The 13,252-nt window shown below is 68.2% G+C and carries 16 protein-coding genes; 5 read left to right on the top strand and 11 right to left on the bottom strand.

Annotation, left to right across the window (positions count from 1 at the left end; all coding sequences use genetic code 11):
• The coding region (locus tag A5706_RS24755) for an amidase family protein (protein ID WP_255406337.1) at positions 1-452 on the top strand (452 nt) is incomplete at its 5' end.
• Between the two features lie 52 nt (positions 453-504).
• The gene (locus A5706_RS24750) at positions 505-1,962 is read left to right on the top strand and encodes an aminotransferase class I/II-fold pyridoxal phosphate-dependent enzyme (RefSeq protein WP_068136714.1); all 1,458 of its coding nucleotides are present in this window, start codon (positions 505-507) and stop codon (positions 1,960-1,962) included.
• A 1-nt stretch (position 1,963) separates the two neighbouring features.
• On the opposite strand, the gene A5706_RS24745 is transcribed toward A5706_RS24750, so the two are convergent.
• The 9 genes from A5706_RS24745 to hrcA all read right to left on the bottom strand — a co-directional run bounded on the left by A5706_RS24745 (position 1,964) and on the right by hrcA (position 10,044).
• Positions 1,964-2,755: an SDR family oxidoreductase gene (locus tag A5706_RS24745; RefSeq protein WP_068136711.1), complete on the bottom strand. Its 792-nt coding sequence runs from the start codon at positions 2,753-2,755 to the stop codon at positions 1,964-1,966.
• Between the two features lie 41 nt (positions 2,756-2,796).
• Positions 2,797-3,708 (bottom strand): GTPase Era, encoded by a 912-nt coding sequence (gene era / locus A5706_RS24740; protein ID WP_068136708.1) that lies wholly within the window; start codon positions 3,706-3,708, stop codon positions 2,797-2,799.
• Positions 3,705-3,968 (bottom strand): cytidine deaminase, encoded by a 264-nt coding sequence (locus A5706_RS24735; protein WP_068136739.1) that lies wholly within the window; start codon positions 3,966-3,968, stop codon positions 3,705-3,707. The genes era and A5706_RS24735 overlap by 4 nt, the downstream gene beginning before the upstream one ends.
• A gap of 53 nt (positions 3,969-4,021) precedes the next feature.
• On the bottom strand, positions 4,022-5,329 hold the full coding sequence (locus tag A5706_RS24730; protein WP_068136701.1) for a hemolysin family protein: 1,308 nt from the start codon (positions 5,327-5,329) through the stop codon (positions 4,022-4,024).
• Complete coding sequence (gene ybeY, locus A5706_RS24725) at positions 5,326-5,859, bottom strand: rRNA maturation RNase YbeY (protein WP_068136698.1); 534 nt, start codon at positions 5,857-5,859, stop codon at positions 5,326-5,328. Before ybeY ends, A5706_RS24730 begins: the two co-directional genes overlap by 4 nt.
• A complete protein-coding gene (locus tag A5706_RS24720) occupies positions 5,856-6,902 on the bottom strand; it encodes a PhoH family protein (RefSeq protein WP_068136695.1) in 1,047 nt (348 codons plus the stop codon). The genes ybeY and A5706_RS24720 overlap by 4 nt, the downstream gene beginning before the upstream one ends.
• Before the next feature lie 57 nt (positions 6,903-6,959).
• Positions 6,960-7,766, bottom strand: coding sequence for a 16S rRNA (uracil(1498)-N(3))-methyltransferase (locus A5706_RS24715; RefSeq protein ID WP_068136688.1), 807 nt, complete (start codon positions 7,764-7,766; stop codon positions 6,960-6,962).
• 18 nt (positions 7,767-7,784) lie between these two features.
• Positions 7,785-8,930 carry a molecular chaperone DnaJ gene (gene dnaJ, locus A5706_RS24710; RefSeq protein ID WP_068136683.1) on the bottom strand — a complete coding sequence of 382 codons (1,146 nt, stop codon included), beginning with the start codon at positions 8,928-8,930 and terminating at the stop codon, positions 7,785-7,787.
• Between the two features lie 70 nt (positions 8,931-9,000).
• Positions 9,001-10,044 (bottom strand): heat-inducible transcriptional repressor HrcA, encoded by a 1,044-nt coding sequence (gene hrcA, locus A5706_RS24705; RefSeq protein WP_068136680.1) that lies wholly within the window; start codon positions 10,042-10,044, stop codon positions 9,001-9,003.
• A 164-nt stretch (positions 10,045-10,208) separates the two neighbouring features.
• Here hrcA and A5706_RS24700 point away from each other — a divergent pair, with 164 nt between their 5' ends.
• From A5706_RS24700 to A5706_RS24690, 3 genes are all read left to right on the top strand, one after another.
• Positions 10,209-10,523: a type II toxin-antitoxin system VapB family antitoxin gene (locus tag A5706_RS24700; protein WP_068136677.1), complete on the top strand. Its 315-nt coding sequence runs from the start codon at positions 10,209-10,211 to the stop codon at positions 10,521-10,523.
• Between the two features lie 63 nt (positions 10,524-10,586).
• Positions 10,587-11,183, top strand: a complete 597-nt coding sequence (locus tag A5706_RS24695; protein ID WP_068136674.1) for a carboxymuconolactone decarboxylase family protein — start codon at positions 10,587-10,589, stop codon at positions 11,181-11,183.
• Complete coding sequence (locus tag A5706_RS24690; RefSeq protein WP_068136671.1) at positions 11,180-12,061, top strand: sigma-70 family RNA polymerase sigma factor; 882 nt, start codon at positions 11,180-11,182, stop codon at positions 12,059-12,061. Before A5706_RS24695 ends, A5706_RS24690 begins: the two co-directional genes overlap by 4 nt.
• Here A5706_RS24690 and A5706_RS24685 read toward each other — a convergent pair.
• Both A5706_RS24685 and A5706_RS24680 read right to left on the bottom strand, forming a co-directional pair.
• The gene (locus A5706_RS24685; protein WP_068136668.1) at positions 12,055-12,558 is read right to left on the bottom strand and encodes a hypothetical protein; all 504 of its coding nucleotides are present in this window, start codon (positions 12,556-12,558) and stop codon (positions 12,055-12,057) included. The two genes, A5706_RS24690 and A5706_RS24685, sit on opposite strands and share 7 nt — an antisense overlap.
• A gap of 149 nt (positions 12,559-12,707) precedes the next feature.
• Positions 12,708-13,181, bottom strand: coding sequence for a hypothetical protein (locus A5706_RS24680; RefSeq protein WP_068136665.1), 474 nt, complete (start codon positions 13,179-13,181; stop codon positions 12,708-12,710).
• Between the last annotated feature and the right edge of the window lie 71 nt (positions 13,182-13,252).

Genomic DNA, 13,252 nt, shown 5'->3' with positions numbered 1-13,252 from the left:
GCACGCTGTCCAATCTGCGGGTGGGCCACGTGATGGGCGAGGCGATCCTGCGCAGCGCGCGCCGCCACGAAGCCGCCGACCAGCGCCGGGTCGGCTCGATATTCGACATCGTCGACGTGGTACTCGCGCCGACCACCGCCCAGCCACCGCCGCTGGCGCGCGCCTTCGACCGATTGGGCGGCTTCGGCACCGACCGCGCCATGATCGCCGCGTGCCCGTTGACCTGGCCGTGGAACCTGCTGGGGTGGCCGTCCATCAACGTGCCGGCGGGATTCACCTCCGACGGTTTGCCGATCGGCGTGCAGCTCATGGGCCCGGCAAACAGCGAGGGGCTGCTCATCTCGCTGGCCGCCGAGCTGGAGGCCGTCTGCGGCTGGTCGACCAAGCAGCCGACGATCTGGTGGCATGCCGGCAGCGACACGCCGCCCGCCGGCGCGCCGCCGCGCAGATAGTCGCCCCGCGGGCTGTGCACATAGCCCGTGACAACCCGGGTATCCCCCTGCAATGGATCAATCCGATGCTCCACTACTGAACGCGCTGGCCGACTACCGCGACAAGAACCGCTACGGATTCACGCCACCGGGTCATCGGCAGGGCCGCGGCACCGACGACCGCGTGCTGGCGGTGCTGGGGCGCGAGCCGTTCCTCGACGACGTGCTGGCCAGCGGCGGCCTCGATGACCGCAAGACCAGCAACGAATTCCTGAAGCGCGCGGAGGACCTGATGGCCGACGCCGTCGGCGCGGACGTCGCCTGGTTTTCCACCTGCGGCAGTTCGCTGTCGGTGAAGGCGGCGATGATGGCCGTGGCCGGCGGTGACGGAAGCCTGCTGGTCGGCCGGGACAGCCACAAGTCCATCGTGGCGGGTCTGATTTTCTCGGGCCTGCAGCCCCGTTGGATCACTCCTCGCTGGGACGCCGAGCATCACTTCTCGCATCCGCCCTCCCCGCACGAGGTGGAGGAGACGTGGAAGAAGTACCCCGACGCCGCCGGTGCGCTGATCGTGAGCCCCAGCCCGTACGGGACCTGCGCCGACATCGCCGGAATCGCCGAGGTGTGCCACGCGCGCGGCAAGCCGCTGATCATCGACGAGGCGTGGGGTGCGCATCTGCCATTCCATGAGGACCTGCCCACCTGGGCGATGGACGCCGGTGCGGACGTCTGCGTGGTCAGCGTGCACAAGATGGGGGCGGGCTTCGAGCAGGGCTCGGTGTTTCACCTGCAGGGCGATCTGATCGATCAGAAGCGCCTCTCGGCGTGCGCGGACCTGCTGATGACCACCAGCCCCAACGTGCTGGTGTATTCGGCGATGGACGGTTGGCGGCGGCAGATGGTGGAAAAGGGCCACGAATTGCTCGGCGCCGCACTGGATTTGACACATCAGCTACGCGACGAGATCGAATGCATTCCCGATGTGGAGGTGCTCGACGACGAGCTGCTCGGGGTGCAGGCGTCACACGACCTGGACCGAATGCAGGTGCTGATGGACGTATCGGCCACGGGCACTTCGGGTTACCAGGCCGCCGACTGGCTGCGCGCGCACGCTCACGTCGACATCGGGATGAGCGATCACCGCCGCATCCTGGCGACGCTGTCCTTCGCCGACGACAAGACCACCGCCGACCGTCTCACCCAGGCGCTGGGCGAATGGCGCAAGGCGGCCGACGATTTCGAACCTCCGCCGCAAATCGACCTGCCGTCGCCCGACGATCTGCAGTTGGAGAACGTCTGCCTGCCGCGGGACGCGTTCTTCGGGCGCGTCGAGACGGTGCCGAGCGATCGGGCGGCCGGACGGGTCTCCGCCGAGCAGGTCACGCCCTACCCGCCCGGCATTCCGGCCGTCATTCCCGGCGAGTGCCTCAACGAGGCGGTGCTGGACTACTTGCGCTCCGGCGTGCGGGCCGGGATGAACGTGCCCGACGCGGCCGATCCGTCGATGGAGACCATCCGGGTGCTCGCCTGACTCAGTTGCCGTTACCGCGCGGCATCGACATGACCCGGTTACCGATGGCTTTGACCTCGTCGGGCAGCACGCGGTTCGCGGCCCCCATCACCTTGGAAAAGACCGAGCCCGCAACGACTTTCTGATCGCCGCGCATCAGCGCCTCGAACCCCTGACGTGCGACCTGAGCGGGGCCGTCCTTGGGCATCTTGCCCATCAGTGAATCGACCATCTTGGCGCGGCCGAAAAAGTTGGTGTCCGTCGGGCCGGGCATCAGGGCCGTGACAGTGATTGAGGTGTCGCGCAATTCGTCGCGGAGCGCCTCGGCCAACGACTGGATGAACGACTTCGATGCGTTGTAGACGGGCTGATAGGAACCCGGCATCTGAGACGCGATGGACGAGATGAAAAGCACTTTGCCCTCATCACGGTTCGCCATGTCGCGCAGCACCAGCTTGGCCAGATGCACCGTCGAGCGCACGTTGAGATCGACCATGGCGAGGTCGTCGGCGAGCTCACTTTTGAGGAACATCTCCCCGCGACCGACACCCGCGTTGAGCGCCGCGGCCGCCAGCACGCGGTCGCCTTCGATCGTGCTCTGGTACAAGTGCTCTACCCCGTCGGGATTGCGCAGGTCGACTTGCACCGGCTGGACGGCGGCGCTGTACTGGGACAGCTTTTGGGGTACGTCGTGGATGGCATCGTCCTCGGCCGCCACGACGAGGTCGTAGCCGTGTTGGGCGAACTGCTTGGCCAGTTCAAACCCGATTCCGCTGGACGCGCCGGTTATCAGGGCGAGTTGTGGTTGCGTCATGCTGGGCGGCTACCCTTTACGCGGCAGAAAAAACTTGAGCGCTAAAAACCAAGCCGACCAAGCTGTTTGGGATCGCTCTGCCAATTCTTGGCCACCTTGACGCGCAGGTCGAGGTAGATCTTGGTGCCCAGCAGCTTCTCGATCTGGGCCCGCGCGGCGGTACCCACTTCCCGCAGCCGCGCGCCGCCCTTGCCGATCACGATGCCCTTCTGGCTGTCCCGCTCGACGTAGAGGATGGCGTGCACGTCGATGAGATCGTCCCGGTCGTCCCGCGGATTGATTTCGTCGATCACCACCGCCAACGAATGCGGCAGCTCGTCGCGCACCCCCTCCAGGGCGGCCTCGCGGATGAGCTCGGCCATCAGGACCTCCTCGGGCTCATCGGTCAGCTCGCCGTCGGGGTAGTACGCGGGGCCGACGGGCAGCGCCGCGGCCAGCACGTCGATCAGCACGTCGACCTGAGCGCCGGTCACCGCCGACACCGGCACGATTTCGGCTGAGCCGCCGACCAATTCGCTGACGGCGACGAGCTGCGCGGCCACCCGGTCTTTGGGCACCTTGTCGATCTTGGTGACGACCGCGACGAGCGTGGTCTTAGGCGCGACCGCCCGGATCTGCTCGACGATCCAGCGGTCGCCCGGCCCGATGGCCTCGTCGGCCGGGATGCACAGCCCGATCACGTCGACCTCGGCGTAGGTATCGCGGACCAGGTCGTTGAGCCGCTTGCCCAGCAGGGTGCGCGGCCGATGCAGGCCCGGGGTGTCGACCAGGATGATCTGGAAGCTTTCGCGGTGCACGATGCCGCGGATGGTGTGCCGGGTGGTCTGCGGCCGCGTCGACGTGATCGCCACCTTGGCACCGACGAGCGCGTTGGTCAGCGTCGACTTGCCGGTATTCGGCCGGCCGACCAGACATACGAAACCCGAACGGAATTCGGGCGTGTCGGCGCTCATAGCAGGTTGCCCGCGCGGTCGGTGACGATGATCACGGCCGTCGGCGACAGTTCGCGGACCGCCACGATGCCGGGATCGTCGGCGGATCCCGCCACCAGGACGGCCGCCTCGAGGCCGGTCGCCCCGCTGGACGCGGCGGCGGCGACCGCGGCCTGCAGACCGCTCAGCTTCAGCGCCGGCAAATCCACCGGCGCGGCCGCATACGTGCGACCATCGGCGTCCCGCACCGCCGCGCCGCTGTCGGCTTCGGCGCGGGCCATCGCGGCGCGCGCCAGCACCACCAGCTTGGCGTCCTCGGCGTCCAGTTCCTCAGTCACTCGGCCTCCCCGTCCGTCGACCCGTCGGCGCCGTCGGGCTCGGCCGGGCTCAGCAGCACGGTGTTGATGCGCACTCGCCCGCGATGATCGGGGCCGCCCTCGGCGCGCAACCGCAGGCCGTGCGAGACCACCTCGGCCCCCGGCAGCGGCACCCTGCCCAATTCCAGGGCGACCAGGCCGCCTACGGTGTCGACGTCGAGGTCGTCGTCGAATTCCACGTCGTAGAGTTCCCCCACGTCTTCGATCGGCAGCCGCGCGGAAACCCGAAAGTGTTTGTCGCCCAAGTCTTCTACCGGGGCCGTTTCCGCCTCGTCGTACTCGTCGGCGATCTCGCCGACGATTTCTTCCAGCACGTCCTCGATGCTGACCAGGCCGGCGATCGCGCCGTACTCGTCGACGAGCAGGGCCATATGGTTGCGGTCGCGCTGCATCTCCCGCAGCAGCGCGTCCAGCGGCTTGGAGTCCGGTACGAAGACCGCCGGGCGCATCACCTCCGACACCTTGGTGTCCCGGCCGCCGTCGGGAGACGAGAAGGCCCGTTGGACAAGGTCTTTCAGATACACTACCCCGACGATGTCGTCGACGTTCTCGCCGATCACCGGGATGCGGGAGTGCCCGCTGCGCACGGCGAGGTTCATCGCCTGGCTGGCGAGTTTGTCGCTTTCGATCCAGATCATCTCGGTGCGCGGCACCATCACCTCGCGGGCCGGCGTGTCACCGAGCTCGAAGACCGACTCGATCATCCGGCGTTCGTCGGCGGCGACCACGCCGCGCTGCTGGGCGAGGTCGACGACCTCGCGCAGTTCGATCTCGGAGGCGAACGGACCGTTGCGCAATCCCCGGCCCGGGGTGAGTGCGTTGCCCAGGACCACCAGCAACCGGCTGAGCGGCATCAGCAACCACGAAATCGCTCGCAGCGGAAGGGCCGTCACCAAGGAAATGGAATACGCGTGCTGGCGGCCGAGGGTGCGGGGTCCGACTCCGATCACGACGAAGCTGGTCACCACCATGATCGCGGCCGCGCCGAACAACCCCCACTTGATGCCCCAGTTGTCGTAAAGGAACACCACCAACAAGACGGTCGCGGTGATCTCGCAGATGATGCGCAGCAGCACCATCAAGTTGATGTAGCGGGGTCGCTCGCTCATCACTTTGAACAGCGACACCGCGCCGGGTCGCTCTTCTCGCACCAGTTCCTGCACCCGGGCCATCGAAACGGTGCTGACGGCGGCGTCGATCGCCGCGAAAAGCCCGCCGAGAGCGATCAGGGCGACCGCGCCGAGCAGCTGGGACACTCCGGTCAATTGTCGAAATACCTTGATTTGTCGAGCAACCGGCGGTCGCGTTCTTGTTGGCGATCCTGCTGGTAGGCCTCGACCTGTTCGGCGACCCATTCTTCGAGCAACCGGTCCTGCAGGGCGAACATCTCTTTTTCCTCGTCCGGCTCGCCGTGATCGTAGCCGAGCAGATGCAGCACGCCGTGAATTGTCAACAGCGCCAACTCATGTCCCAGGCTGTGGCCCGCCGCGGCCGCCTGTTCGGCTGCGAATTCCGGGCACAGCACGATGTCGCCCAGCATCGAGGGGCCTGGCTCGGGCGCGTCGGGCCGCCCGCCGGGTTCGAGCTCGTCCATCGGGAAGCTCATCACGTCGGTCGGCCCGGGCAGGTCCATCCAGCGCATGTGCAGGTCGGCCATGGCCGCGGTGTCGAGAAGCACCATCGACAGCTCGGCGCTCGGGTTGACGTCCATCCTTGCGATCGCGAATTTCGCGACGCTGACCAATTCCGCTTCGGAGACGTCGATGCCCGACTCGTTGGAGACTTCGATGCTCATCGGCGGCTGCGGCCACCCGAGGCGCGCCGGGCAGCCCGGTTCATCCCCGAGCCGGGCTCTTCGTAGCGGGCGTAGGCGTCGACAATCTCCGAAACCAGCCGGTGGCGCACCACATCCACGCTGGTCAGCTCCGCGACATAGATGTCCTCGACGCTGTCGAGGATGTCTACCGCCGAACGCAGGCCGGACCGGGCCCCGCCGGGGAGGTCGATCTGGGTCATGTCCCCGGTGACGACGATCTTGGACCCGAAACCCAGTCGGGTGAGGAACATCTTCATTTGCTCAGCCGTGGTGTTCTGCGCCTCGTCGAGCACGATGAATGCCGAATTAAGCGTTCTCCCACGCATATACGCCAGTGGGGCCACCTCGATAACCCCGGCGGACATCAGCTTCGGAATTAGCTCGGCGTCCATCATGTCGTACAGCGCGTCGTAAAGCGGCCGCAGATAGGGGTCGATCTTTTCGCTCAGCGTCCCGGGCAAAAAGCCAAGGCGCTCACCGGCTTCCACCGCCGGGCGGGTCAGGATGATCCGGCTGACCTGCTTGGTCTGCAGCGCGTGCACGGCCTTGGCCATGGCCAGGTACGTCTTGCCGGTGCCGGCGGGGCCGACCCCGAACACGATCGTGTTGGCGTCGATGGCGTCGACGTAGCGCTTCTGGTTGAGCGTCTTGGGCCGGATCGTGTTGCCGCGGCGCGACAGGATGTCCAGGGTGAGCACCTCGGCGGGTGATTCGTTGCCGGTGCCGACGAGCATCGCCACGCTGTGGCGCACCACCTCCGGGGTCATCGGCTGGCCGCTGGCCACGATGGCCACCAGCTCGGAGACCGCCCGCTCGGCCAGCGCGACGTCGGCCGGCTCGCCGGAGATGGTGACGGCATTGCCCCGCACGTGCAGGTCGGCGCTGAGGATGCGTTCCAGGGCGCGCAGGTTTTCGTCTGCCGAACCGAGCAGGCCCACGACGAGATCGGGCGGAACGTTGATGCTGCTGCGAACCTGGGCGGTCGATGCTGCGTCAGCAGCGCTGGTCTCGCGGGGCGTCACGTGGTTTCCGATGCCTGCCTTCTGGGGTCCTGACGTGGTGAAATCCTGGCTTGCAGTCTACCGCCGGTCGGGACTGTGTCCCAACGGTTCGTCCGCGGGCGATTGTGTATCCGCATGTTGGTCCCATCGCGGGGTGAGCACGCCCAGCGCCCCGAGCGCCACTGCGGCCGCGCTCGACGTCCGCAGCACCTGCGGGCCGAGCCGGACCGCAACCGCGCCCGCCTCGGTCAGCGCGGCGATCTCGTCAGGCGCGATGCCTCCTTCGGGACCGATCACCAGAAAAATCGAATTGGCTTGGGCCACAGGGTTATCCGCGAGCCGGTCGGTCGCCGACTCGTGCAGGGCCAGCACCGCGGAGCCGCCCGCCACCTCGTCGCGAACCCGCTGCGTCAGCGCCGCGGTGGACACCACGCCGTCGACGGGCGGGATGTGCGCCCGGCGGGACTGCCGGGCCGCCGAACGGGCGACGGCGCGCCACCGGCGCAGGCCCTTGTCGACCCGCGGGCCCTCCCAGCTGGCCACGCAGCGGGCCGCCTGCCAGGCCAGGAACGCGTCGGCGCCGGCTTCGGTGGCCAACTCGATCGCCAGCTCGGAGCGGTCGGACTTGGGCAGCGCCTGCACCACCGTCACCGCTGGACGCGCCGGCTCGACGGTCCATCGCTCCAGGACCCGGGCCCGCAGCCCGTCGCGGCCCGATTGCTCCACCACGCACCGGCCGAGGGTTCCGGCGCCGTCGCCGAGCACCAGTTCTTCGCCGGGACGAATCCGCCGCACGGTGGCGGCGTGGAAGCCCTCGTCGCCCTCGACGGCGGCCAGCTCGCCGGCATCAGGCAGTGCGTCAACGTAGAACAGCGTCGCCACCACGTGCGGGGCTCCTGGGAACTAGCGCCCGGTAAACGTCTCGCGGAGCCGGCTGAACAGCCCGCCGCCCGCGTGCGTCGAGCGGACCTCGGCCACATCACGGCCGCGGCGGTCCTTGAACTCCCGCAGCAGTTCGGTGTCGCGGTGGTCCAGGCGGGTCGGCACCACCACCTCGACGTGGACGTTCAGGTTGCCCCGGGCGCCCGAGCGCAGGTGCGGCATCCCGTGACCGCGCAACGTGATGACGGTGCCGGGCTGCGTGCCCGGCGGGATGGTGATCTCGCTGGTGCCGTCCAGGATGGCGTCGATGGTGATGGTGACGCCCAGCGCCGCGTCGACCATCGGCACCGAGACCGTGCAGTGCAGGTCGTCGCCGTCGCGAACGAAGATGTCGTGGGCCTGCTCGTGGACCTCGACATAGAGGTCACCGGCCGGCCCGCCCCCGGGCCCGACCTCGCCCTGGGCCGCGAGCCGCACGCGCATGCCCTCGCCGACGCCGGCCGGGATCTTGACGCTGATCTCGCGGCGGGCCCGCACCCGACCGTCGCCCATGCACTGGTGGCACGGGTCGGGAATGACCACCCCGACACCGCGGCAGGTGGGACACGGCCGCGACGTCACCATCTGGCCAAGCAGCGAACGCTGCACGGTCTGCACCTCGCCGCGGCCACCGCAGGTGTCGCAGGGGACGGGCACGGAGTCGCCATTGGTGCCCTTGCCCTGGCAGCGGTCGCACAGGACCGCGGTGTCGACGGTGACCTGCTTGGTCACCCCGGTCGCGCATTCTTCGAGGTCCAGCCGCATCCGCAGCAGCGAGTCCGAGCCGGGCCGGACCCGCCCGATGGGCCCACGCGAGGCAGACCCCGCGCTGAAGCCGCCGCCGAAGAAGGCCTCGAACACGTCGCCCAGGTTCCCGAAGCCGCCGAACCCCCCGCCGGCCGCGGCGGCGTTCTCCAGCGGATCGCCGCCCAAGTCGACGATCCGTCGCTTCTCCGGGTCGCTCAGCACCTCGTAGGCGACGCTGATCTCCTTGAACTTCGCCTGCGCGGCCTCGTCGGGGTTGACGTCCGGATGCAGCTCGCGCGCCAACTTGCGGTACGCGCGCTTGATCTCCGCATCGCTGGCATTCCTGCTTACGCCGAGCAGCCCGTAATAGTCGCGTGCCACGCCTGACTCTCCTGAAACGTCTTAAGCCGCGGCTACGCGGCCGTCCACAAACTCCGGTGCGGGGGCACGGTCATCGGGCACCCAACACTTCGCCGATATACATCGCAACCGCAGCCACGCTGGCGATAGTTCCCGGATAGTCCATCCGGGTGGGACCCAGCACACCCATGCCGCCGTACACGGTATCGGAGTGACCGTACGCGGTGGACACCATCGAGGCCCCGACGATCTGCTCGGCGGCCGTCTCGTGGCCGATGCGCACCGTCACCTTGCCGGCTTCCTGCTGGGCGGCCAGCAACCGCAGCACCACCACCTGCTCCTCGAGGGCCTCCAGGATGGACCGCAGCGAGCCGCCGAAGTCGGCGGCGTTGCGGGTCAGGTTGGCGGTGCCCCCCATCAGCAGGCGTTCCTCGGTGTGCTCCACCAGCGACTCCAGCAATACCGTCGCCGAACGGCCGACGGCGTCGCTGAGGTTGTTGGCCAGTCCGCTGCGCCCGTGCAGCTCGCCGGCCAAGTCGGCGACGGCGGTGGACGCGGCGGAAAGCCGCTTGCCCACCAAGGCCTGGCCGAGCATCTCGCGCAGCTGGGAAAGCTGGTGGTCGTCGATGACGTCGCCGAGTTCGACGATGCGCTGGTCCACCCGGCCGGAGTCGGTGATGACCACCATCAACAGACGCGCCGGCGTCAGCCCGACCACCTCCAGATGGCGCACGGTCGACGTCGACAACGTCGGGTACTGGACCACCGCCACCTGGCGGGTCAGCTGCGCCAGCAGGCGCACCGCGCGGCGCAGCACGTCGTCGAGGTCGACACCGGACTCCAGGAAGCTTTGGATCGCGCTCCGCTCGGCCGAGGACAGCGGCTTGACCTCGTCGAGCCGGTCCACGAATTCGCGGTAGCCCTTTTCGGTGGGCACCCGCCCGGAGCTGGTGTGCGGCTGGGTGATGTACCCCTCGGCCTCCAGCACCGCCATGTCGTTGCGGACAGTGGCGGGCGAGACGCCCAGATTGTGCCGCTCCACCAATGACTTCGAACCGATCGGTTCCTTGGTGGCGACGAAGTCGGCGACGATGGCGCGCAGCACCTCAAAGCGACGCTCGTCGGCACTTCCCATCGGCTCCCACCTCCTTGATTGCGTCCATTTTACGGGTCGCAAAGGGTGCCAACCGCCATTAGCCGTCGTCTGGCAGCGAACTCCGGCGAGTTCCCGGCTAGCCTGTCCTGCATGTACCGGTCGGGCCGAGGCGACGCTGCGCGGACGTCGAAAAAGGCCCGCCAATGATCTTCAAGGGTGTGCGCGACGGCAAGCCGTACCCGGATCACGGGCTGTCCTACAAAGACTGGTCCCAAATACCGCCCCAGCAGATCCGGCTCGACGAGTTGGTCACCACAACGACCGTGCTGGCCTTGGACCGCCTGCTGTCGGAGGATTCCACCTTCTACGGCGACCTTTTCCCGCACGCCGTGCGCTGGCGGGGCATCACCTACCTGGAGGACGGCCTGCACCGTGCGGTGCGCGCCGCGCTGCGAAACCGCACGGTGTTGCACGCCCGGGTGTTCGACATGGACATGTCGCTGAGCCAGCAGACCTAGCCGCGTCACGTTTGGGCGTCGCCCGGTGTCGACCTAGTAGGACGACATTCAAGGAGGACCGCCATGCCTCGGCTGCAAGGAGTCTCGGACCGCGACGCCACGCTGGGCACCAAGATCGCCTTCTTCTTCACCAGGCGCAAGCTGTCGCAGATGGCCGGGCTGGAGACGGCGGGGATGCTGGAACCGCTGCGCATGTACGCGCACATCCCGCGCTTGCTCAACGCCTACGGCAAGCTGGAGCAGGCCGAGTCGAAGCTGGATATCCTCAGCCCCCGCCAGCGCGCGCTGGCCGAGTTGAAATCGGCGACCACCGTCGGCTGCGAATATTGCATCGACCTCGGCTCACAAATCGCCCGCCAGTGGGGAATCACCGACGAGGAGCTGCTCGGGATGGCCGACTACCGCAACGCGTCGTGCTTCTCGGAGCTCGACAAGCTGATCCTGGAGTACGCCACCGCGATCAGCCGCACCCCGGTCGAGGTGAGCGACGGGCTCTTCGAGGCGCTGCGCGCCCACTTCGACACGCCGCAACTCGTCGGGCTGACCCACGTCATCACGCTGGGGAACCTGCGCGCCCGGTTCAACATCGCGCTCGACATCGGGTCCTCCGGCTTTTCCGGTGATCGGGTCTGCGCACTGCCCGAGCCCGGTCGCGCGTGACAGCGGCGGACGATTCGCTGTCCGCGCGCTTCGAGGCCGCGCGGCCGAGGCTGGGCGCCCTCGCCTACCGCATGCTGGGCTCGGTCGACGACGCCCAGGATGCCGTGCAGGAGGCGTGGCTGCGGCTCAGCGGCGCTGGGGACATCGCGAACCTCGACGCCTGGCTGACCACCGTGGTGGCCCGCATCTGCCTGAATGCGTTGCGCGACCGCCATGGGCGCGGCCGGGAGGAGCCGGTCGGGCAGCTGCCGGATCCGATCGTCGATGCCGAGGGCGAATTCGACCCCGAACACCGGGCGATGCTCGCCGACGCCGTGGGGCTGGCGTTGTTCGTCGTGCTGGACACGCTGCCGCCGGCCGAGCGGCTGGCCTTCGTGCTGCACGACGTGTTCGCCGTCCCGTTCGACCAGATCGCGCCCATCGTGGAACGGACGCCGGAGGCGACCCGCAAGCTGGCCAGCCGGGCGCGTCGCCGCATCCAAGAGGCCGATCCGGCGCCCGACGGCGGCGTCGCCGCGCAACGTGAGGCCGTCGACGCGTTCTTCGCCGCGGGCCGCGCCGGCGATTTCGACCGGCTGGTGTCGGTGCTCGATCCCGGTGTCGTCTTGCGCGGCGATTTCGGCAAGGGCGCCAACATGTTCCGCGCCGAGGGCGCGGCAGCCGTGGCCAAACTCGCCCGCGGCTACGCCGGACCGGAGCGCGAGGTGCGCCCGGCGATTGTCAACGGCGCCGCCGGCGCGGTCATATTCGTTGCCGGGGAGCCCACGGCCATCATGGGATTCGTGGTACGCGGCGGGCTGGTGGCCAGCATCGATGTGCTGGCCGACCCGGACCGGATCGCCAAACTAGACCTGCGCGCCGTGCGCGCCGATCACTGACCGGCCGCCTGCAACAACTCCATCGCCGAGGAGCGCGACAGCACCCAGCCGCCCTGGTTGACGAACGTGACGTTCTGGGTCACCGGCGAGGTCAGCTTGGGACCCGAGACCGCCACGTCGGCCGTCGCGGATCCCGCTGCGGTCGGTTGGATGTTGGAGACGCCGAACGTCAGCGGCAGGTCGCCGTTCTTGGCCGCCTTCTGCAGCTTCTTGTCGGCGACGTGCGCTTCGATCCCGCTGATGCCGCCTTCGACCAGGTTGCTCTTGTTGGAGAACGAAACGCTGGGGTCGGCAAGGCTGTTCAGCAGACCGGTCAACTGATTGGCCGTGGGCACGTTTACCGCCTGGGGCGGGTCCATCGGCAACGGCGCGCCGACCGCGATCAGCCGCACCGAGGCCTGCTCACCCGGCGCCGCAATGGACGTGATGCCGGCGGCCGCTCCCCCGATGACGGCCAGCGCTGCCGCACCGCCGGCGAAGAATTTAACGGTTTTCATGGTCCCCCCTTGGGCGGGCACGCGTCGACGGACCGTGCCAATGTGCGTCTTTTCGATTGTTGTTTCGTGTTTGCGCACCGGGACGTTACGGCCAAGCCATGTGAGCAGCCTGTGCATGTGCTGTGTGAGCCACAGGCTGCTCGGCTTTGCTAGTTGGTCGCGGTGGCGGCCTGTATCAGGGCGATCGCGGCGTCGTGCTGCAGGATCCAGTTGCCGCCCTCGTTGACGAACGCGAGGTGCTTTTCGACCGGCCCGGCGAACTTCGGACCCGAGATGGCGACGTCGGCCTGGGCCATGTTCGGGCCGGCCGGCGCAATGTTCGTGACGGCGAACGTCTCCGGAAAGTTTCCGTTCCGGTACGCCTTTCGCAGATCATGGTCTGCCACGTGGCCCTCATCCGGGGCGATACCGTTTTGGACCAGGTTGGTCTTGGTCGTGTACGACACGCCGGGGTCGGTGGCTTGAACGCACAAGTTGGACAACTGGTCCGGGCTCGGCAGTCCTGGCGCCGGCGGCGGATCCTGTGGCAGCGGTGCGGCGGCGGCGGGAGCGACGGACGTCACGCCGACGGCCGCCGCGCCCATGGCTATCGCGCCGACGGCCAAAGATTGCAAGGGTTTCATTCTCATAGTCAGGTCCTCCCCCTGGTGAGTAAGAGTTGTGATTCTGCCTCCGGCGCCCGCTGTTCTTGGTC

It is taken from the genome of Mycobacterium sp. E796 (assembly GCF_001672815.1).
Taxonomy (GTDB): Bacteria; Actinomycetota; Actinomycetes; order Mycobacteriales; family Mycobacteriaceae; genus Mycobacterium.
This window is presented reverse-complemented; position numbering and strand designations above follow the sequence as displayed.

Excerpts from the sequence above, each read along its gene's own strand:
- A5706_RS24680 (WP_068136665.1), bottom strand. The coding sequence starts at position 13,181 with ATGAAACCCTTGCAATCTTTGGCCGTCGGCGCGATAGCCATGGGCGCG.
- A5706_RS24695 (WP_068136674.1), top strand. The coding sequence starts at position 10,587 with ATGCCTCGGCTGCAAGGAGTCTCGGACCGCGACGCCACGCTGGGCACC.
- era (WP_068136708.1), bottom strand. The coding sequence starts at position 3,708 with ATGAGCGCCGACACGCCCGAATTCCGTTCGGGTTTCGTATGTCTGGTC.
- hrcA (WP_068136680.1), bottom strand. The coding sequence starts at position 10,044 with ATGGGAAGTGCCGACGAGCGTCGCTTTGAGGTGCTGCGCGCCATCGTC.
- A5706_RS24750 (WP_068136714.1), top strand. The coding sequence starts at position 505 with ATGGATCAATCCGATGCTCCACTACTGAACGCGCTGGCCGACTACCGC.
- A5706_RS24745 (WP_068136711.1), bottom strand. The coding sequence starts at position 2,755 with ATGACGCAACCACAACTCGCCCTGATAACCGGCGCGTCCAGCGGAATC.
- A5706_RS24735 (WP_068136739.1), bottom strand. The coding sequence starts at position 3,968 with ATGGCCCGCGCCGAAGCCGACAGCGGCGCGGCGGTGCGGGACGCCGAT.
- A5706_RS24700 (WP_068136677.1), top strand. The coding sequence starts at position 10,209 with ATGATCTTCAAGGGTGTGCGCGACGGCAAGCCGTACCCGGATCACGGG.
- A5706_RS24685 (WP_068136668.1), bottom strand. The coding sequence starts at position 12,558 with ATGAAAACCGTTAAATTCTTCGCCGGCGGTGCGGCAGCGCTGGCCGTC.
- ybeY (WP_068136698.1), bottom strand. The coding sequence starts at position 5,859 with ATGAGCATCGAAGTCTCCAACGAGTCGGGCATCGACGTCTCCGAAGCG.